The sequence below is a fragment of the Anaerotignum sp. genome (assembly GCF_040307045.1).
Taxonomy (GTDB): domain Bacteria; phylum Bacillota; class Clostridia; order Lachnospirales; family Anaerotignaceae; genus Chakrabartyella.
Window position 1 is genome coordinate 1 of the sequence record NZ_JAWRKF010000020.1, and the last position, 19,786, is coordinate 19,786.

At 39.8% G+C, this 19,786-nt stretch carries 19 protein-coding genes, 6 tRNA genes, 1 rRNA gene and 1 other annotated feature; of the genes, 17 read left to right on the top strand and 9 right to left on the bottom strand.

The window, feature by feature from the left end:
• The first annotated feature begins 27 nt into the window (after positions 1–27).
• From rrf to ABVZ64_RS10075, 6 genes are all read left to right on the top strand, one after another.
• A 5S ribosomal RNA gene (gene rrf / locus ABVZ64_RS10050) occupies positions 28–145 on the top strand.
• Between the two features lie 11 nt (positions 146–156).
• Positions 157–229: transfer RNA gene (locus ABVZ64_RS10055), tRNA-Thr, on the top strand.
• A 25-nt stretch (positions 230–254) separates the two neighbouring features.
• Positions 255–328: transfer RNA gene (locus ABVZ64_RS10060), tRNA-Ile, on the top strand.
• 18 nt (positions 329–346) lie between these two features.
• Positions 347–420 (top strand) — tRNA-Asp (locus tag ABVZ64_RS10065).
• A gap of 4 nt (positions 421–424) precedes the next feature.
• A tRNA-Val gene (locus ABVZ64_RS10070) sits at positions 425–497 on the top strand.
• Positions 498–530: 33 nt separating this feature from the next.
• A tRNA-Met gene (locus tag ABVZ64_RS10075) sits at positions 531–604 on the top strand.
• A gap of 710 nt (positions 605–1,314) precedes the next feature.
• On the opposite strand, the gene ABVZ64_RS10080 is transcribed toward ABVZ64_RS10075, so the two are convergent.
• The gene (locus ABVZ64_RS10080; protein WP_352400884.1) at positions 1,315–2,139 is read right to left on the bottom strand and encodes a metallophosphoesterase; all 825 of its coding nucleotides are present in this window, start codon (positions 2,137–2,139) and stop codon (positions 1,315–1,317) included.
• A 439-nt stretch (positions 2,140–2,578) separates the two neighbouring features.
• On the opposite strand from ABVZ64_RS10080, the gene ABVZ64_RS10085 reads away from it, so the two are divergent.
• The 9 genes from ABVZ64_RS10085 (at position 2,579) to ABVZ64_RS10125 (ending at position 9,455) form a co-directional block, all read left to right on the top strand.
• On the top strand, positions 2,579–3,214 hold the full coding sequence (locus ABVZ64_RS10085) for a flavodoxin family protein (RefSeq protein ID WP_352400885.1): 636 nt from the start codon (positions 2,579–2,581) through the stop codon (positions 3,212–3,214).
• A 194-nt stretch (positions 3,215–3,408) separates the two neighbouring features.
• A complete protein-coding gene (ispF, locus tag ABVZ64_RS10090) occupies positions 3,409–3,882 on the top strand; it encodes a 2-C-methyl-D-erythritol 2,4-cyclodiphosphate synthase (protein ID WP_352400886.1) in 474 nt (157 codons plus the stop codon).
• A gap of 5 nt (positions 3,883–3,887) precedes the next feature.
• Positions 3,888–4,185: a binding site (T-box leader), on the top strand.
• Positions 4,186–4,322: 137 nt separating this feature from the next.
• Positions 4,323–4,886, top strand: a complete 564-nt coding sequence (gene epsC, locus ABVZ64_RS10095) for a serine O-acetyltransferase EpsC (protein ID WP_352400887.1) — start codon at positions 4,323–4,325, stop codon at positions 4,884–4,886.
• 213 nt (positions 4,887–5,099) lie between these two features.
• Positions 5,100–6,512, top strand: a complete 1,413-nt coding sequence (gene cysS, locus ABVZ64_RS10100; RefSeq protein WP_352400888.1) for a cysteine--tRNA ligase — start codon at positions 5,100–5,102, stop codon at positions 6,510–6,512.
• Positions 6,513–6,514: 2 nt separating this feature from the next.
• The gene (locus ABVZ64_RS10105; protein WP_352400889.1) at positions 6,515–6,937 is read left to right on the top strand and encodes a Mini-ribonuclease 3; all 423 of its coding nucleotides are present in this window, start codon (positions 6,515–6,517) and stop codon (positions 6,935–6,937) included.
• A 296-nt stretch (positions 6,938–7,233) separates the two neighbouring features.
• Complete coding sequence (gene rlmB / locus ABVZ64_RS10110) at positions 7,234–8,019, top strand: 23S rRNA (guanosine(2251)-2'-O)-methyltransferase RlmB (RefSeq protein WP_352400890.1); 786 nt, start codon at positions 7,234–7,236, stop codon at positions 8,017–8,019.
• Positions 8,020–8,147: 128 nt separating this feature from the next.
• The gene (locus ABVZ64_RS10115) at positions 8,148–8,666 is read left to right on the top strand and encodes an NYN domain-containing protein (protein WP_352400891.1); all 519 of its coding nucleotides are present in this window, start codon (positions 8,148–8,150) and stop codon (positions 8,664–8,666) included.
• Positions 8,636–9,340, top strand: a complete 705-nt coding sequence (gene sigH, locus ABVZ64_RS10120) for an RNA polymerase sporulation sigma factor SigH (RefSeq protein WP_352400892.1) — start codon at positions 8,636–8,638, stop codon at positions 9,338–9,340. The genes ABVZ64_RS10115 and sigH overlap by 31 nt, the downstream gene beginning before the upstream one ends.
• Before the next feature lie 42 nt (positions 9,341–9,382).
• Positions 9,383–9,455: transfer RNA gene (locus ABVZ64_RS10125), tRNA-Thr, on the top strand.
• A 242-nt stretch (positions 9,456–9,697) separates the two neighbouring features.
• Here the strand turns inward: ABVZ64_RS10125 and trpA are convergent.
• The 8 genes from trpA to ABVZ64_RS10165 all read right to left on the bottom strand — a co-directional run bounded on the left by trpA (position 9,698) and on the right by ABVZ64_RS10165 (position 16,835).
• Entirely contained in the window at positions 9,698–10,465 is a 768-nt protein-coding gene (trpA, locus tag ABVZ64_RS10130; protein ID WP_352400893.1) for a tryptophan synthase subunit alpha, read from the bottom strand.
• Positions 10,458–11,642, bottom strand: coding sequence for a tryptophan synthase subunit beta (gene trpB / locus ABVZ64_RS10135; protein ID WP_352400894.1), 1,185 nt, complete (start codon positions 11,640–11,642; stop codon positions 10,458–10,460). The genes trpA and trpB overlap by 8 nt, the downstream gene beginning before the upstream one ends.
• Positions 11,629–12,198 (bottom strand): phosphoribosylanthranilate isomerase, encoded by a 570-nt coding sequence (locus ABVZ64_RS10140; RefSeq protein ID WP_352400895.1) that lies wholly within the window; start codon positions 12,196–12,198, stop codon positions 11,629–11,631. Before ABVZ64_RS10140 ends, trpB begins: the two co-directional genes overlap by 14 nt.
• Complete coding sequence (gene trpC, locus ABVZ64_RS10145) at positions 12,195–12,929, bottom strand: indole-3-glycerol phosphate synthase TrpC (RefSeq protein WP_352400896.1); 735 nt, start codon at positions 12,927–12,929, stop codon at positions 12,195–12,197. The genes ABVZ64_RS10140 and trpC overlap by 4 nt, the downstream gene beginning before the upstream one ends.
• The gene (trpD, locus tag ABVZ64_RS10150) at positions 12,926–13,939 is read right to left on the bottom strand and encodes an anthranilate phosphoribosyltransferase (protein WP_352400897.1); all 1,014 of its coding nucleotides are present in this window, start codon (positions 13,937–13,939) and stop codon (positions 12,926–12,928) included. Before trpD ends, trpC begins: the two co-directional genes overlap by 4 nt.
• Entirely contained in the window at positions 13,932–14,510 is a 579-nt protein-coding gene (locus ABVZ64_RS10155) for an anthranilate synthase component II (RefSeq protein WP_352400898.1), read from the bottom strand. The genes trpD and ABVZ64_RS10155 overlap by 8 nt, the downstream gene beginning before the upstream one ends.
• Complete coding sequence (locus tag ABVZ64_RS10160) at positions 14,511–15,974, bottom strand: anthranilate synthase component I family protein (RefSeq protein ID WP_352400899.1); 1,464 nt, start codon at positions 15,972–15,974, stop codon at positions 14,511–14,513.
• A 549-nt stretch (positions 15,975–16,523) separates the two neighbouring features.
• Positions 16,524–16,835 carry a DUF3892 domain-containing protein gene (locus tag ABVZ64_RS10165; RefSeq protein ID WP_352400900.1) on the bottom strand — a complete coding sequence of 104 codons (312 nt, stop codon included), beginning with the start codon at positions 16,833–16,835 and terminating at the stop codon, positions 16,524–16,526.
• A gap of 991 nt (positions 16,836–17,826) precedes the next feature.
• Between ABVZ64_RS10165 and aroF the strand changes: the two genes are divergently transcribed.
• Positions 17,827–18,843: a 3-deoxy-7-phosphoheptulonate synthase gene (gene aroF / locus ABVZ64_RS10170; RefSeq protein ID WP_352400901.1), complete on the top strand. Its 1,017-nt coding sequence runs from the start codon at positions 17,827–17,829 to the stop codon at positions 18,841–18,843.
• A gap of 94 nt (positions 18,844–18,937) precedes the next feature.
• Positions 18,938–19,786 (top strand): prephenate dehydrogenase, encoded by an 849-nt coding sequence (locus tag ABVZ64_RS10175; protein WP_352400902.1) that lies wholly within the window; start codon positions 18,938–18,940, stop codon positions 19,784–19,786.

Here is a 19,786-nt window from a genome sequence, read left to right on the forward strand (position 1 = left end):
AATCCCGCACGGATCATTTTTTAGATTTCCGGTGATGATGCGCTCAGGGGACACACCCGTTCCCATTCCGAACACGTCGGTTAAGACCTGAGCGGTCGATGATACTTGGTGGGTAGCTGCCTGGGAAAGTAGATGGTTGCCGGAATCTATTATTAAGCCGATGTGGCTCAATTGGCAGAGCAGCTGACTTGTAATCAGCAGGTTATCGGTTCGAGTCCGATCATCGGCTTGTTTTTTAACTGGGCACAAATTTTGGGTCTTTAGCTCAGTTGGTTAGAGCATCCGGCTCATAACCGGACGGTCCCGGGTTCGAGTCCCTGAAGACCCACTTACTTTAATTAAATATGGCTTAGTAGCTCAGTTGGTTAGAGCGCCGGCCTGTCACGCCGGAGGTCGAGGGTTCGAGTCCCTTCTGAGTCGTTTTGGGAGTTTAGCTCAGCTGGGAGAGCATCTGCCTTACAAGCAGAGGGTCACAGGTTCGAGCCCTGTAACTCCCATTTTTTCCGAAAAAAATAATTTAATATAGATATGGCGGAGTAGCTCAGTTGGCTAGAGCATGCGGTTCATACCCGCAGTGTCGGGGGTTCAAATCCCTCCTCCGCTATTTTTGTATTTAAAAACATCTTGTATAGATGTTTTTTTTATTTTTACGGATAACTAAATGAATTTATAAAAACTTCCAAAAATGAACTATGTTTTCGTTGTACTATCATAGTATTGGTTGTTCTACCAAGGGGGCGCGCTAGTAAACGCTTATCAACCATTAAGGTTCAAGGGAAGCATCATCATAACTATGTAGATTTATACTGACAAAAGAGAATATTGTTTAAACTTTAAATTAAAAATGGCATGAATGCAATTTTTCATAGAATACAACTTGTGCTTTAATCAATGGGAAAAGATATGATAACACTTGAAGGACATGAAATTTAAAGTGCAAATTTAGATTTAGTGATTTTTGCTAAAGGCAGTATTCTTTATACATACAGGCCAAAAGGATGGAATAGTGAAGGAAGTTTAACTACAAGAGAGGGCATGAAGTAAAACCTATATCTATAGATGGGTATATAAGTCCATATACAGATAATTAGAATAAATGGGATGACAACAGGAAGCCTCTTGTGGGGCTTCCTGAGAAGGTATTGCAGTTTGCTGAACACTCAAAGGGCGGGTCCATGCCAGTATAAGCCCTTCTAGGGCAAGCGGAAACCACAGGGTTAAGGTGTGGTTTTGATGTTGGGATGGGTGTGAAGGAAAACTTATATTTTAAATATATCCTCTAAGTACCGTGTTTGTGCTCGATACAGATAAGCTTTAATTTAATTCCACAATCACCAATTCTGGACGATTGAAGATTCTTGGAATTCGCGTGGTTTCACGGGCTAATCCCCGACTAACAACCATGTATGTATCACCAAAAGCATATTTACCACCAGCATAAGGAGGAAACCAGCCTTGGTTTGGGGCAAGAAGTCCATTCATAATTCCAGGGATGCGCCATTGCCCACCATGGGCATGGCCGCACATGATTAGGTCAAACCCATATTGACGATATCTGGCATTTAACTCTGGTCGGTGAGCCAGTAAAATAGTGTAAAGTTCATTATCGTTGGCTTTTTTGACGGCTTCTAGCTGCTGGGTAATTACAAAATCCCCTGAATATCTCTCTACCTCTGGGTCATCGATACCGCAAATGTTAATTTTTTCATTCTGGGCTTCGATGGTTTGGAAAGAGCCTTGAAGCACGGTGACGTGATACGTTCGAAACATATCTAGAATAGACTCTACATCATCACTCCAAAATTCATGGTTGCCCGTAACATAAAAACAAGGGTATTTGCTGGAAATACTTTTTAGAAGAGCCTCGGTGTTAACGTGGGGTATTTCATCATCACAAATGTCGCCGCCCAAAAGGATTATATCGGGATTTTTCTTTTCAATTGCCCTGATCAAATGTTTCTGACCTTCACCATAAGCGCAGGAATGGAGGTCTGTAATTAAGGCGATACGTACTTGATTTGATATTTTGTCAGATTCAATGGTATAGGTAACTGTTTTTAACCTTACATCAAATGCTGCAAGGAGGAGGACTAGGATGAGAAAAAGAGCAATGATATATTTTTTTTTACGTTTTTTCATAATAAATCCTCTCTAAAGTTGAGTTTGCTAGAAAAGTAGTAAATTTAAGGGCCTAACATATTTTATAAATTTGGTATTGATAATGATATGAGGTTTTCCTTTTAAAAAATGCGGTTAAGTTAATGATACCACAATAAAAAGTAGATAAAAGTAAGATTATATTGAGGCTATATTACAAAAACCTTAAGGTTGTGAAAAAAGGATAAGGAAAAAAAATTCGCATCTTTACTATATTTTTTTCCTTTGACTATACAAAATTAATTTTGAATTTTATAATGGAATAATACAAGGGTCTTTTATAATAAAAATAAAAGATGAGGTTTTTCATCTTTATTACAATGAAATTAATTAAGTGTGTTAAGGGGTGCAAATGTGTACCAGTAGATACCAGTATGTATTAGTGGGTATTATTAAATAAGAGTTTAGGAGGACATAAAGAATGAAAGTTCTTATGGTTAATGGAAGTGCGAATTTAAGTGGGTGCACCTTTACGGCGCTGACTGAGGTGGGAAAAAGTTTAGAAGCAAAAGGAGTCGAGTACGAAATTTTTCAATTGGGACCAAAACCAATTAGGGATTGCATTGGTTGCAATAAATGTACAAACGGAAAATGTATTTTTGATGATGACGATGTAAATAGGTTTGTGGAGAAGGCGAAAAATGCAGATGGATTTATATTTGGGTCCCCTGTTTACTACGCTCACCCCAGCGGACGGCTACTTTCTTTTCTAGATAGAGCTTTTTACTGTTCATCCAGCACAATTGACAAACATCCATTTCACTTTAAGCCAGCGGCGGCTGTGCTTTCTGCAAGGAGAGGTGGCACAACAGCATCCTTTGATGTGATAAACAAGTACTTTACCATAGCCCTAATGCCCATTGTTTCCTCTAGCTATTGGAACATGGTGCATGGCAATACACCAGATGAGGTAAAGCAAGACTTGGAGGGGTTACAAACTATGAGAAATATTGGTACCAACATGGCATGGATGTTAAAAAGCTTTGCTTGTGCCAAAGATAATGGCATCCAGCTTCCTAAAATTGAAAAAGGAATCAAAACAAATTTTATCCGTTAATGCGAGCGTCATTGTTGTTTTTCTTTTGTTGTTTGTGTAGTATGGGTTCTTTCCTGCTTCTTTCTGAAAGAATTTATTAGCTTGACATAAATTTAGGGTCAGGTTATAGTTGGTTCAAAGAAAATATTTGAAAAGATATGTTTCGGAGGAGAATTTTTGTTGTTGTTGCATATTTTGAAAGCGAGGTAGGAAATATGCGGATTGGTTCCGGATATGATGTTCATAAATTGGTGGAGGGACGCAAGCTCATCATGGGTGGGGTTGAGATACCTTTTGAAAAAGGACTTTTAGGTCATTCTGATGCTGATGTTTTGCTTCATGCAATTATGGATGCCCTGTTGGGAGCAGCAGCCTTGGGAGACATTGGAAAGCATTTTCCAGACACTGGCCAGGAGTATAAAGATGCTGATAGCTTAAAGCTGCTGTCGGAAGTTTTGTACTTGATTTTAGAAAAAGGTTATTGTATAATAAACCTTGACGCTACAATTATTGCTCAACGGCCTAAAGTGGCGCCATATATTCCAAAGATGCGCGAGAATATTGCTAGGGTTTTAGGGATAGAATTAGACCAAGTAAATGTCAAGGCCACAACGGAAGAAGGCTTGGGTTTTACTGGAGCAGGAGAGGGTATTGCTGCCACGGCAGTTTGCCTTATTAACCAAAAGTGAATAGGAAAAAGGTTATGATGGAAAAGAGTAATCCTTTTCTTACCTAACAGAGAATAGCGGCCTTGGTGCAAGGTGATGAGATTTGAGACCATGAAGTACATGGTTTTGACTGTCAATATCTTTATAGACATGGGTGGGAGTCGCTTATAGGTGGGGGAGGACGAAGTGCGTTCCTGAACTGAACAGGTGAAAGATTTGTTTTAGTAGCTTGTGTCCGGTGACAACGTTACAGTCCCAAAGAGAGATGGTGATGGCCATCTAATTAAAGTGGAACCGCGGAGATATTATAGCTTCGTCTTTATGTTGTATAAAGACGAGGCTTTTTTTGTTTCTGTTTAGGAACTTTTTATAGAGTCAAAAGATACTTGAGGGGAATGGATGTAGATAAAAGCAAGGTATAACTTTTATTTATTGGAATTTTTAAAACAGGAGGAATATTTATGTTAAAAGAATCAATTAGGGTAATTAAGGAAAAAGATCCGGCAATTAAAAGTAATATTGAGGTATTTTTGTATCCCAGCTTTTGGGCGGTAATCAATCATAGAATTGCCCACAGGCTATACAAAAAACATATGTTTTTTTTGGCAAGATTGATTTCCCAATTTTCACGCTTTATTACGGGCATTGAGATTCACCCAGGTGCAACCATTGGAAAGAATTTTTTCATTGATCATGGAATGGGGATTGTAATTGGTGAAACAGCGGAAATTGGTGATAATGTTATGCTGTATCATGGGGTGACACTGGGGGGAACAGGAAAAGATAAAAACAAGAGACACCCAACCCTGGAGGACAACGTAATGATCGGTGCAGGTACAATTGTGTTGGGACCTGTTACCATTGGCAAAAATTCAAAAATTGGTGCTGGATCCGTTGTAATTCAGGATATTCCAGAAAACGTAACAGCTGTTGGTTCACCTGTGATGGTAGTGAGAAAAGATGGCGTACGCATTTCACCTGTGGCACCAGAAGAATTGAGAGGTTCCAAAAGAAGAGCGGTATAAAAATTTTCGTTCCTTGGAAAAAATAAGTATTTTTTATAAAAGTATGATATAATTACTCAAGGCAGAGGGGATAATCTAAACTGAGATTATCTCCTCCCAATTAAATTTACAAACAACGAAATGATTGCGGTTTGGTATATGTAATATCTGTTTTTTGTTGTAAATGATTCTTTACTTTTTTAGCAGACTATGAACGCAGAAAGGATGAATTTGATGAAAGTTTATAATACATTGACTAGACAAAAAGAAGAGTTTGTACCCATTGAGGAAGGCAAAGTGAAGATGTACGTTTGCGGCCCTACGGTGTATGACTATATTCATATTGGAAATGCTCGCCCTTACGTTGTGTTTGACACTGTAAGGCGCTATTTGGAGTATAAGGGATATGAGGTGACTTATGTCCAGAACTTTACAGATGTGGATGATAAAATTATCAACCGTGCCAACAAAGAAAATAGCACAATGCAGGAAATTTCCAACAGATACATCCAGGAAGCTTTCCATGATGCGGATGGTTTGAATGTAAAGAGGGCTACCATTCACCCTCGTGTAACAGAGGAAATGGACCTGATTATTGAAATGGTAAAAGACTTGGTGGATAAAGGATTTGCTTATGAAGATAAGGGCACAGTTTATTATGATACTAAGAAATTTCCAGAATACGGAAAGTTATCAAGAAAAAATTTGGACGAATTGATTGCTGGGGGTAGCGAGCGTGTTTCTGTGGATGATGCAAAGAAAAACCCTACGGACTTTGTTCTTTGGAAACCCAAAAAAGAAGGTGAACCCAGTTGGACATCTCCTTGGGGCGAAGGCAGACCAGGATGGCACATTGAATGCTCTGTTATGGCAAAGCATCATTTGGGGGAAAAAATTGATATTCATGCCGGCGGCGAGGATTTGGTATTCCCTCACCATGAAAATGAAATTGCCCAAAGCGAGGCTTGCAATGGTTGCCAGTTTGCAAAATATTGGTTGCACAATGGATTTATTACCGTTGATAACGAAAAAATGTCTAAATCTTTAGGGAACTTCTTCACTGTTAGGGATATTGCGGCCCAATTCCCCTATGAAGTAATTCGTTTCTTCATTTTAAATGGTCATTACAGAAGCCCTATCAACTTTAGCCGTGATTTGATGCAGGCTTGCCAGAATGGCTTAGAGAGAATTAAGAATGCTAGAAAAGAATTAGATTTTTATATACAAAATGCAGTTGATAGCAAAATCACTGATGAGGAAAAGGCACAAACAGCTGACCTTATGAAATATAAAGATCAGTTTGAAGCAGCTATGGATGACGACTTTAACACTGCAGATGCCATTTCTGTAATATATGAATTGGTTCGTTTTAGCAACATTGCTGTGAAAGCTGGCGTTACCAAGGAATATGCTATAAAAATTCAGGATATGTTGGATCATCTGTGTGGTGTATTGGGTGTTGCTGAGGTTTCTGAAGAAAGTATTTCTGACGAAGAAACAGATAAAATAGAAACTTTGATTGCTAAGAGAACAGAAGCCAAAAAGGCAAAGGATTTTGCTGCGGCTGATGCAATCAGAGAAGAATTGTCAGCTATGGGAATCACAATTAAAGACACTCGTCAGGGTGTTCAATGGTTTAGAGGTTAAGTATGAATTTAAAAGAACTTGATTTGATTTTAGGTGGTGGGGGAGAAGTTGACCCTAGGGGTCTTTCTCCTTTGGGACTTGCTTATATAGGCGATGCTGTATACGAGATGTTTGTTAGGCTTACGGTGCTGACTGATGGGAATGCACCTGTGAATCGTCTACACAAAAAGGCAAAGGATTTGGTGAATGCCAAAGCTCAGGCCCAGATGTATTTTCGTATTGCACAAGAGCTGACAGAAGAAGAAGCTGCCGTTTTTCGTCGTGGACGCAACGCAAAATCTTTTACAACCCCGAAAAATGCAGATTTGATGGATTATCGCCATGCCACAGGTCTTGAAGCATTACTTGGATATTTATATCTAAAAGGGGAAAAAGAACGAGCAATTTCCTTGTTTTCTTTGGGAATGGCGGATATAATAAAGTAATAGGAATAAAAATAAAAAAAGCCGAAGGATTGAAAGAAACCTATTCCTTCGGCTTTCTATAACATTATTTTTGCGTTTTTAAGGAAGGTGAATGAGTTTATGCGTTGTTTCAAACACTACTGGTTTTTTGTAATTCGAAGCCAAAACTTTTGTTGAACCGTTGGGCAGGAGGGTGTTTGGAAGGGACAAAGGGGTAACACTTTCTAAGATTCGTAGGTGAAGCCTCTTTGGTTTGGACTTTATTGAAACCTTAAGAACGCAGAGTTTTATTTGAGAAAATTACAGGAGGTTTTTCTGTGGAAAGAAAACAGAGAGAATATAACGAAAAGCAAAGAGAAGTAAATGAGAATCAGGTTGAGGGTAGAAATGCTGTTTTGGAAGTGTTACGAAGCGGTAGGGATATGGAAAAGTTAATGGTTCTAAGGGGCAATTTAGAAGGAACCATTAAAAGAATCGTAGCCGTGGCATCAGAAAAGGGTGTGGTGATTCAGGAGGTTAGCCGTCAAAAATTGGACGAGTTATCTCAGACAAAAAATCACCAGGGCGTGATTGCTTTGGTTTCAGCCCACGAATACGTTGAGGTTGAGGATATTTTGGCCATTGCTAGAAAAAAGGAAGAAGAACCTTTTATCCTTTTATTGGATGGAATCACCGATCCCCACAATTTAGGGGCAATTTTGCGTACTGCTGAGTGTGCAGGCGTGCATGGGGTGATTATTCCCAAGCGTCGTTCAGTGGGGCTAAATGCTACGGTTGGAAAGACATCGGCAGGAGCTATGGAATATATGCCTGTGGCACGGGTTACAAATATTGTCAAGACCATGGAAAAATTGAAAAAAGAAGGCCTTTGGATTGCTTGTGCGGATATGAAGGGTTTAGACCATTTTGACACCGATATGAGGGGTCCTTTGGCATTGATCATAGGCAGTGAAGGGGAAGGTGTAAGCCGTTTGGTGAAAGAAAACTGCGACTTTACTGCATCTATCCCTATGTACGGCCAGATTTCTTCATTAAATGCATCGGTGGCAGCGGGGCTTTTAATGTATGAGGTGGTTAGACAAAGAAAATTCAACAAGGGTTGATTGGAATCTATTGTTTGGCCATGATGTTCAATGGATGCACGGTTATAGAATGTAAATAGTGGTTTTGCAAAATGTGACGAAATATGATACTCTATTGTGTATATCAAATACAGAATGGAGGGGAGCTTTTGCAAAAGGAATTTTTGTTAGTGGACGGATATAATATTATTCATGCCTGGGAAGATTTAAAAGAGTTGGCAATGGATGTAAGCTTGGAAAGCGCAAGGCAAAAGCTTATGGACATTCTCTCCAATTATAAGGGAGTTAAAAATACCACGATTATATTGGTTTTTGACGGATATTTGGTCAAAGGAAATGTTGGGACTGTTTATCCTTATCACAATATTTATGTTGTTTATACAAAAGAGGCAGAAACAGCAGATCATTATATCGAGAGGGTAGTCACTTCTATGCCCAAACATTACAGGGTAAGGGTTGCAACGGGGGATAGCCTGGAGCAGCTTATCATTTATGGCCAGGGTGCAACCAGAATGACGGCGAAAGAGCTACGATTGGAGATTCAAGCAGAATCAAATTATTTAAGGGAACGATTTATTGAGAACAAACCACCGAAGAATAATTTATTGGCAGATCATCTTGATCAGGAGGCGTTGGAATGGATAGAAGCATTGAGGAGAAAAAAATAGACATATGCCAAGGGGCGGTTAAGGCCGCAGAGCATAAAAGAGTAAGTTTTGCGGCATTGAAAGACGAGGAACTGGTATCCCTAGCACAGCAAGGGGACACACAAGCAGAAGAATATTTGATGGATAAATTTAAACCCCTTGTAAAGGCTAGGTCCAGAGCATATTTTTTAATTGGAGCAGATAGTGAAGATATTATCCAAGAGGGGATGATTGGGCTATATAAAGCTGTGCGTGATTATAACAGAGAAAAAAATGCATCCTTTGGGGGGTTTGCAGAGTTATGTGTAAATCGCCAGATGATAACTGCGATTAAAGCTGCAACAAGACACAAGCATCAGCCTCTGAATTCTTATATTTCTTTAAATAAACCTGTTTTTGATGATGATTCTGAGCAAACATATATCGATTTATTGCAGGATGGGGAACTATTAAACCCTGAGGCTTTATTTATTGGGCAGGAAAACAAGAACTTTATTCAAATGCAAATGGTAAAGAGCCTTAGTGGATTTGAAACCAGGGTTCTTTCATTATATTTGCAGGGCAGAAGTTATTTTGAAATCGCTAAGAGCTTGCAGAAAACGGAGAAATCCATTGATAACGCTTTGCAAAGAGTAAAGAAGAAGCTTGAGAGATTTCTGGAGGAAAAAAATCTTGACGAAACAAAAACAATATGATAAAATATACAGGCTGGCAAATTTATATAATTTTGCCACTTTGCTGATATGGCTCAGTAGGTAGAGCGTCACCTTGGTAAGGTGGAGGTCACGGGTTCGAATCCCGTTATCAGCTTTCCAAACTCCCGTTTTTAGGGAGTTATTTTTTTGATTGAAATAAGAGCTTTGGTGTAAAAGTGCAAGTAAGATAAAATGATTTGGTTGAACAAATGGTTAGCGTTTATAAATTTAAATTTGCTGGAGAATAATTGGGATAATCAACTCTTGCATGACTCTTTTAGGAGAAAATAATAAAAAGCCAACGGAGGGGAAAGTCCCTTTCATTGGCTAGAAATGACAGTATTATACTTTTGTATGTTATAGGTTATTCTTCATTTTGCTTACATAGTCAGTAAGGTGCGGTTTTGCATGGGCGCCGTATTGTTCAATGATTTTGACAATGGCACTACCAACAATAATACCATCGGCAAAGGCAGAAATTTCTTTGCCTTGCTGGGGTGTGGAAATGCCAAACCCAACACAAACAGGTATATTGGAATTGCATTTGATGCTTTGGGTCAACAATGATAAATTGGTGGTGATTTCATTTCTAACTCCCGTAACGCCCATGGAAGACACCAAATAAATAAAGCCTTTGCTGTGACTTGTAATCATAGAAATTCTATCTTCCGAAGTTGGTGAAATGAATGAGATGAGGTCTATATTTTGTTCATTGGCAAAAGGGAGAACTTCATTCTTTTCTTCAAAGGGCAAATCAGGGATGATGATACCGTCTATGCCAACAGAGTTGCACTTTTTGAAGAAATTCTCATAAACATAACAAAATACGGGGTTAAGATAGGTGAGGAAAACCAAAGGGATTTTGGTTTTTTGGCGAACCCTCTGCACCATATCAAACACCCTATCTGTGGTAGTTCCAGCATTTAAAGCCCTAATATTGGCACGCTCGATGACTTTGCCCTCAGCAATGGGGTCTGAAAAGGGGATACCAATTTCGATTAGGTCTGCCCCTGCTTCCTCCATTGCTAGGATGAACTGTTCTGTTTTTTCAAGGCTTGGGTCACCTGCTGTTAAAAATCCAATAAAAGCCTTCCCACTTTTGAATGCTTTATCAATATTACTCATGAATATCTACCCCCTTATGTCTGGCTATTGCCGCTACATCTTTATCCCCTCTACCTGAAACACAAAGAATGATAATGCTATTCTTCTCCATGGTTGGCGCAACATTTTTTACATAAGCAATGGCATGGGCGGATTCGATGGCAGGAATAATGCCCTCTGTTTTAGAAAGATATTCAAAGGCATCGATAGCTTCCCCATCGGTGATGGGGATATAGGTTGCCCGTCCTGTGTCATGAAGATTTGCGTGCTCTGGGCCAATTCCTGGATAGTCCAGGCCGGCGGAAATGGAATAGACGGGAGCAATTTGCCCACACTTGTCTTGACAGAAGTAGGATTTCATGCCATGGAAAACACCAAGGCTACCGTTGGCAATGGTTGCCGCATTTTTATCTGTATCTACTCCGTAGCCCGCAGCCTCACAACCCACTAGTTTTACGGTAGAATCGGGGATAAAGTGATAAAACATACCCATTGCATTACTGCCTCCTCCCACACAGGCAACTACCATATCTGGTAGTTTTCCTTCTACATCTAAAATCTGGGTTCTAGCCTCTTGGCTGATGACACTTTGGAAATCTCGAACCATGGTGGGAAAGGGATGGGGACCCATAACAGAGCCTAAAACATAATGGGTATCATGAACCCGAGATGTCCATTCTCGCATGGTCTCGTTGACCGCATCTTTTAAGGTTTGGGTTCCGCTAGTAACAGCATGAACCTTTGCACCTAGAAGCTCCATGCGAAACACATTCAATGCTTGCCTCTCCATATCTTCTTTACCCATAAATACTTCACATTCCAAACCAAGCAAGGCTGCCGCTGTGGCAGTTGCAACTCCATGTTGGCCTGCGCCTGTTTCAGCAATGACTCTGGTTTTGCCCATTTTTTTCGCCAGGAGAACTTGCCCCAATACATTATTGATTTTATGAGATCCCGTATGATTTAAATCTTCTCTTTTCAAATAAATTCTTGCTCCCCCTAAGTCTTTTGTCATTTTTTCGGCAAAATAAAGGTGGGATGGTCGACCTGCATAATTGTTTAAAAGGTATTGCAGTTCTTGCTGAAATGCTTTGTCGTTTTTATAAAATTCGTATTGCTGCTCTAAGTGAATGATTTCATTCATTAGTGTTTCGGGAATATATTGTCCACCGTGAATTCCGAATCTACCTTTTGACATTTCTAACACTCCTAACCATTTCTTTTATTTTAATTTTATCTTTGATCCCATCTGTTTCTACACCACTGGAGATATCAATACCAAAGGGATGTAAAAGTTTTACCTGCTCAACGTTGTAAATATCAATGCCACCAGCGATAAAAAACGGTTTTGCTGTCTTGGGAATTCGTGTCCAATCGAAAGTTTGGCCACTGCCTGCAGTGGCAGAATCGAACAAAAGAAAATCTGCCTGTTCTGAAATCTTATCTCCCACCCGAATAGCCTTTATGACTGGTGCATTGATTTTTTCTATGTAATCATCGGTTTCTTTTCCGTGAAGTTGAACCATGTCTATTATTTTTTCATCCACCGCTTTTTGCACCACAGTCAAATCCTCATCGACAAACACACCAACAGCTTGAATTTGACGATTGAGCTTTGCTTTTAATGCTTTTGCCTGAAGGAGAGATACCTGACGTTTGCTTTTAGCAAAGACAAAGCCGATGTAATCGGGTAAGGATTCATTCACATAAGCAATGTCCTCCTGGCGAGACAGTCCACAAATTTTGATTTTCATAGTAGGCTCCTTAATTTTGACATTATTGCTATTTTATCCCTTGCCCTCATAAAGGTTTCCCCAATCAACACTCCATCCACGCCAGCGTCAGAGAGAAGCTTAATATGATCCGGGGTTTGAATGCCACTTTCGGCAACAAAAAGAACATTTGGCGGAACATACTCCCGAAGGCATAGGGCGGTTTTGATATCCACCTCAAATGTTTCTAAGTTACGATTATTCACCCCGACGATTTTTGCACCACAGCGCAGGGATTTTTTCAATTGAGAAAGACTATGGCTTTCCACTAGGGCTGACATTCCCAGGTTTTCTGATAGCTGGAGAAAGGTTTTTAATGTTTCTTCCTCTAGAATTTCTGCGATCAGCAACACAGCGGATGCACCACAGGCTTTGGCTTCATAGATTTGATAGGGATCAATGATAAAATCTTTACGCAAAGTTGGCACAGTTGTGGATGCACTAATTTCTTTGAGATATTGGATGCAGCCTTTGAAAAATTGGGGCTCGGTGAGGACGGATATCCCAGCGGCCCCTGCTTGTTCATATTCCCTTGCAATGCAGAGATATGGGAATTCTTGGGCAATCAGCCCTTTTGAGGGGGAGGCTTTTTTGATTTCGCAGATAAAGGACATTTCTTTTTTTTCTAGGGCTTTTTGGAAGGGAAAATCAAACTGTGACTTTATGGTAGCTACCCTTTTTTGTGTGGATTCCACTATTTTTTCAAGAATCATGATTTCACCTCATTTGATAATCGAATAAATTTTTCAAGCTGTTCCATGGCTTTGCCACTATCGATCAGATTCTCTACCTGTTGGATGGCATCCTCAAAGGAGATATCCTTTGCCACATATAAGGCTGCGGCGGAATTTAGGACAACGGCATCACGCTTTGCACCTTTTTTCCCTTGGAGAATTTCTTGGATGATTTGGGCATTTTGAGTGGCATTTCCCCCTACTAATTCTGACGTATTGCAGCGGGTGAAGCCAAACTGTTCAGGTGTAATTTGGTAGGATTTTACCCAACCGTTTTTTACTTCACAAATTAAAGTGGGCGAGGAAAGGGAGATCTCATCTAGTCCATCCAGGCCGTAGACTACCATTGCATTTTTAACTCCCAACTGGCAAAGAACTTTTGCAATAGGCTCCACCAATGCCTCATCGTAAACCCCTAAAAGCTGCATGGTGGCTCCTGCTGGGTTACAGAGGGGGCCTAAAATATTGAAGACCGTTCGTATGCTCAATTCTTTGCGGATGGGTGCTACGTATTTCATGGCAATATGATAATTTTGGGCAAACATAAAGCATAGACCAATGTCCTTTAACAGCCGTGCACTTTCCTCGGCAGATATGAAAATATTTACGCCCAAAGCCTCCAAAACATCTGCCGAACCACATTGGCTGGAAGCAGAGCGATTACCGTGCTTTGCTACGGGGATACCTGCTGACGAAACAATGATGGCTGAGGTTGTGGAAATATTGAAGCTGTTTGAATGGTCTCCACCGGTACCCACGATTTCTAGGGCATCTTCCTCATGGAGCAATTTAACACAGTGATTTCTCATGCCTGCGGCGGAGGCGGTGATTTCCTCTATGGTTTCCCCTTTTAGTGACAAGGCCGTTAGGTAGGATGAAATTTGAATATTGCTGGCTTTGCCTAACATAATTTCATCCATGACGGTGATTGCTTCCGTATAGTTTAAATTTTGTTTTTTGGACAATTTGATTATTGCTGCTTCAATCATTGGTGGCTACCTCCAAAAAATTTTTTATAATTGTTTTTCCGTGTTGGGTGAGGATGGATTCGGGGTGAAATTGCACCCCATAAATGGGGTATTCCTTGTGAGATACAGCCATAATTTCTCCATCAATGGTATTGGCAGTGATAGTGAGAGAAGGGGGTAGAGTCTCTTTTTTTCCCGCAAGGGAATGATATCTTGCCACTTGAATGATGCCAGGCATATTTTTGAACAGGGTGCAATTGATATTAAGGAGTGCCTTAGATTGTTTTCCGTGCATGAGCTGTTCTGCATGGGAAACGGTACCACCAAAGGCCTGGAAAATTGCTTGGTGGCCTAAGCAGACACCAAGAATGGGAATTTGGCTTCCCAGTTCTTTTACCACCTGTATACAGATACCTGCATCCGTTGGGGTTCCTGGGCCGGGGGGAAGAACGATGTGCGTGGGTGCCAAAGCTTTGATTTGTGCCACAGTCATTTCATCGTTTCGGATTACTTTGACTTTGGGGGCGATGCTCCCAATGAGCTGATAGAGATTGTAGGTAAAGCTATCATAATTATCGATGAGTAAAGTCATTTAGAATCCTCCTTGTGATTGTTTAAGGGCCACAACAACTGCCGCCGCTTTGTTGATACATTCTTCATATTCTGTTTCTGCCACGCTATCGGCCACAATACCTGCACCAGAGCGCACATATATTTTTCCATTTTTTTGAAAGCACAGGCGAATGGCAATGCAGGTATCCATGTTCCCTTTAAAATCCAAATAACCAACGGCGCCACCATAAATACCTCTTTTGTTATTTTCTAAATCATTGATGATTTGACAAGCACGAATTTTTGGTGCACCGGAAAGGGTGCCTGCCGGTAGTACGGCCTCAATGGCATCTACAGCGCCTAAACCATCTTTGAGTTGGCCTTTTATGGTTGAACCAATATGCATGACGTGGGAAAAGCGTAGCACTGATTGATAATTTTCCACGGTGACACTGCCAAAGTTACTGATTTTACCTAAATCGTTTCGCCCTAGATCTACCAGCATATTGTGTTCAGCCAGTTCTTTTTCATCGGAAAGCAATTCTTTTTCTTGGGCTATGTCCTCCTGGAGGGTGTTCCCTCTTTTTCTTGTGCCAGCCAGGGGGAAAGTATGAAGAATGCCCTGTTCCAGCTTTACTAAGGTTTCGGGGGAGGAACCCGCCATTTCTATTTTATCGCTGCCGAAGTAGAACATATAGGGCGAGGGGTTTGTGGAACGCAGGCTACGATAGGTATTTAAAAGACTACCCTCGAATTCTGCCTCTAGGCGGTTGGAAAGAACTACTTGAAAAGTATCTCCTTCGAAGATATGTTTTTTAGCCTTTTCAACCATCTCACAATACTGCTGGCGATTAAAAAGGGGTTTTAGAGCTGATTTTAAAGTGCCTTCACATTTATCTAAGGTTGGCTTGGAGAGAAGGTAATTTCTGATTTTCTCTAGTTCTGAGATAGCATTTTTATAACCTTCCTCAAGATTTTCGCAGTCGATGTTGACAATTAAACATAGACGTTGCAGGAGGTTATCAAAAACGATAACTTTGTGAAACAGCATAAGATCCATATCGTTGAAATTTTCCTCGTCTTTGGCATCTAGGTTTAAGGATGGCTCGCTATACTTAATGTAATCGTAACTAAAATAACCAACCAAACCTCCAGTAAAAGGAGGCAAATGTTCCATTTGGGGTGATTTATATTGCTTCATAAAGGCTTTTAGGTAGGCATTTGGGTTCCCTTGAACAACCTCTTGTACAGAACCTTTTTTAATACAAATCTCCCCGTGGTTGCAGGTGATTTCCATGAGGGGGTCATAGCCAAGAAAGGTATAACGTCCCCACATTTTTGAGTTTTCTACGCTCTCCAGTAAAAAGCAGTGGGTAGATATGTTTTTTAATGCCTTCAACGCCCAAAGGGGGGAGAACATATCCGAGGGCATTTCATAAGTAATGGGGATGAAGTTGTAGTGGGGTGCTAATTTTGCTGCTTGTTCTAGGGTTGGCATAAACATTTTGCATTCCTCCTGTAAAATAAATAAAAAAATCCCCCACGGCTCACTTGCGTAAACCGAGGGGGATTTAAAGTTTCAATAGAAATCATATTGCGCTTTAAAACACCATGTTTTAAAACCATCTATATTGAAAACCATATTCCTGTAATCCTCTGCACGACAAAGTGACCCTGCTTGTAATAACAGAGTTCCACCAACGCCATGTAAAAGATTTTGTAGAAATATCGTTCATTGAGTATTCACCACCATAGATAAATTTTCCATAATATAACATCTATTTTAGCCCATGTCAAGAAAAAAAATGAAACAATGTCTATATTTTATTTGCAGAAGAATAAAGGAAAGGTATTATTATGGGCTTTGTTAAGAGAATAAATAAAATAAAAGGTTTGTTTTTACTGCTCAAAGAAAAAGACATCTGATGGATGTCTTTTTCTACACAGTAAAAGTAAGATAAAATTTTTAATAAATAAAAATGAGAGTGCGTCAAAACATATCACCATAAAAAAATCATTCATTTTAGATAGATATTATGGGTGTTTAATGCCCTTATTCATGGGTAGTGACTGTGGGTAAATTGGAAAGGTTATTATTTTCTGTGCCATCGGGAATTGATTTTAAATATTCGGTATCACCCCGATGGGCTATTCCGACGCCTAAAATGCCCCCTTGGCGAGCCAAAGCAATGGCTTCTTCTTTTTGTATCATGGTATGGTCAGAAAGTTGATAGCCTGTAACCTTTCCGCCTTGTTTGATTAAACCTGTAATTTTTTTGGCGTTTGAATTAGGCGAAGGAATATCGTCTAACGTATTTTTAGCCAAAGCTTGGGACAGTTCGTTTTTATCAGGGGAAAGCTCCATAACAATTCCTCCTTATTTTTTTATTAGTATACCCTGATGGTTCAAATTTATTGATTCGAATTTTGGAGATTATTGTTTTAACGGCACGGTGTGAAACAGAAACATGGGGAAATGGCTTTGCGAAAGCGGTATAAGATGCTTAAGCTGAGATCGGAAACTTACTTCAGCCCATTTGTTAGGTATTTGCGTATTGGGCAAGAATGAAATGGAACCAAGGTATAAAGATATGCTTCATAGGCAAGAGAGACATAAAAGCGTATGAAAGTGAAAATTCTTGGTTAATTTCATGAATGGTATTAAAATGACTTGTTGAATTTGCTAGCTGTTGCAATTTGTTTGAATTGTTACATTTTACCCAAAGGTACGATTGAAGGAATGATTGAATAAAAATTGTACGGAAGTAAAATCAGGGAAGAAATACAAAAGGTTTACAATAAAAACTATAATAGCACCAAATTAATAAAGAATATGACGATTATAATCATAAATTGTGATGTTTTGGGTGATCTAGAGAAAAACATAAGCATTATAAAAGAATATTTTGCATTTTATCTAAAGTATTTTCTTATGCTATTTTATTCGATCTTAAAACCAAAAAGGCTTTATTGTACAAACTTACTTAAGTTTTACAATGATTTTAAAATTTAGGGGTTTACAGACATATGTCTTTGTGGTAGTATGGTAAAAAATAACCAAATACCAAAATAAATGTGAAAGAGGTTGCGAATATGAATCAGATTAAATTTGCTGCAACTACATACTTTTACTTTTACCGTGTTTTCAGAGATTCAAAGTGAATTTTACTGTGAGAAAAGACGGTTTGTTTTGATGGTTTTTTCTTAAATGAAGGCTTATAGAGACTTCGCAGTGAAATTCGCTGCGGAGTCTTTCTTTTTTTATAGAAAAAGCAAAGATGTATGTATTGATTCAATTTTTTACAAAATATCTTTCAGATGAGAAAATATTTGGGCACAATAAGGAGGATAATAATATGATCGTAGTATTGAAGAACGGCACAAAAGAAGAACAAATTGAGAATTTAAAAGCGTGGTTGAAGAGTATGGGTATTGACACACATATGTCTGTCGGGGTGAACCATACCATCGTTGGTTTGGTTGGGGATACTTCGGGTGTTGACATGGACTTGGTTCGTTCCTTGGATATTGTTGAAAATGTTCAAAGAATTCAGGAGCCTTTCAAAAATGCAAATAGAAAATTCCATCATGAAAGATTAGTGGTCGATGTTAATGGTGTAAAAATTGGTGGTGGCGAATTCCAGATTATTGCTGGGCCTTGCTCAGTTGAGTCTAGGGAACAGGTTTGCTACGTCGCAGAATGCGTAAAGAAATCAGGGGCAGGTATGTTGCGTGGCGGTGCGTTCAAGCCTCGTACTTCTCCTTACGCTTTCCAGGGTTTACACGGTGAAGGCATCGACCTTTTATGTGAGGCAAAAAAAGAAACAGGATTGCCCATTGTTTCTGAAATTATGAATATTACCCACCTGCCATTGTTTGACCCTGTTGATGTCATTCAGGTTGGTGCAAGAAATATGCAGAATTTTGAACTGTTGAAAGAGTTGGGCAAAACAGATAAGGTAATTCTGTTAAAAAGAGGTTTGGCTAACACCATTGATGAGCTGTTGATGAGTGCAGAATACATCATGGCGGGTGGCAATGAAAACGTAATTCTTTGTGAAAGAGGTATTCGTACTTTCGAAACAAGAACAAGAAACACATTAGATCTTTCTATCATTCCTGTTTTGAAGAAGTTGACACATTTGCCCGTTGTAATAGATCCTAGCCATGCTTTGGGATACTCTTACATGGTAAAACCTATGGCAATGGCGGCAACTGCGGCAGGGGCAGATGGCTTGATGATTGAAGTTCACAACGACCCAGCCCACGCACTATGTGACGGAGCACAGTCATTGACACCTGAAGCATTTGATGATGTAGCAAAGGCTGTTTTCCAAATAAAGCCTTTCGCTTGCAAATTTGACAACGAATAAAGCTGAAGAATGAAAATGAAGTTGGGTATTTCCTCGGGAATGAAGGGGAAAACCAACTTTACATAAAATTTGTAGGGGAGAATGAGGTGAGCATATGAAGATTGGAGTTATTGGTTTGGGGCTGATTGGTGGTTCTATGGCCAAGGCAATCAAGCAAAAAACAGAGCATACGGTTTTTGGTTGGGATCAATCAGAAACAATTGGTTTTAGCGCAAAGTTAGCGGAAGCAGTACATGATATTTTGGAGGATGGCGACCCATCAGAGTGTGATATGGTGTTGATTGCATTGTATCCTGGGGCAACTGTGGACTATGTGAAAAAGTTTGCTTCTAAATTTAAAAAGGGAACTATGGTTGTGGATTGTGCGGGTATTAAGCGTGTTGTTTGTCAGCCATTGCAGGCATTGGCAAAGGAAAATGGATTTCTTTTCTGTGGTGCTCATCCCATGGCAGGCATTGAGCGAAGCGGGTTTACATATTCAACGCCCCATTTGTTTGAAGGGGCAACCATGATTTTGACCCCATATACGGGGACAGACATTGCACCAATGAACGAGCTAAGCTTTTTCTTTAAAAGCCTTGGATTTTCCAGAATGCAGGTTGCTACGGATGCAGAACATGACCAGATGATTGCCTACACTTCTCAGCTGGCTCACGTTGTTTCCAGTGCGTACATTAAGAGCGAATTATCCCCCAAATTTAAAGGCTTTTCCGCAGGGAGTTTCCATGACATGACCCGTGTGGCAAAGTTAAATGAGACCATGTGGACCGAACTGTTTTTGGACAATAGCGATTATCTTGCAGATGAAATTGACAGCTTGATTACACGCCTGCAAGGATACAGCCGGGTAATCAGAGAAAAGGATGAAGAAAAGCTAAAGGCAATGTTGAAGGAGGGCAAGGAAAAACGCCTTGCCATTGATGAAGTAAAAGAATTTGAATGA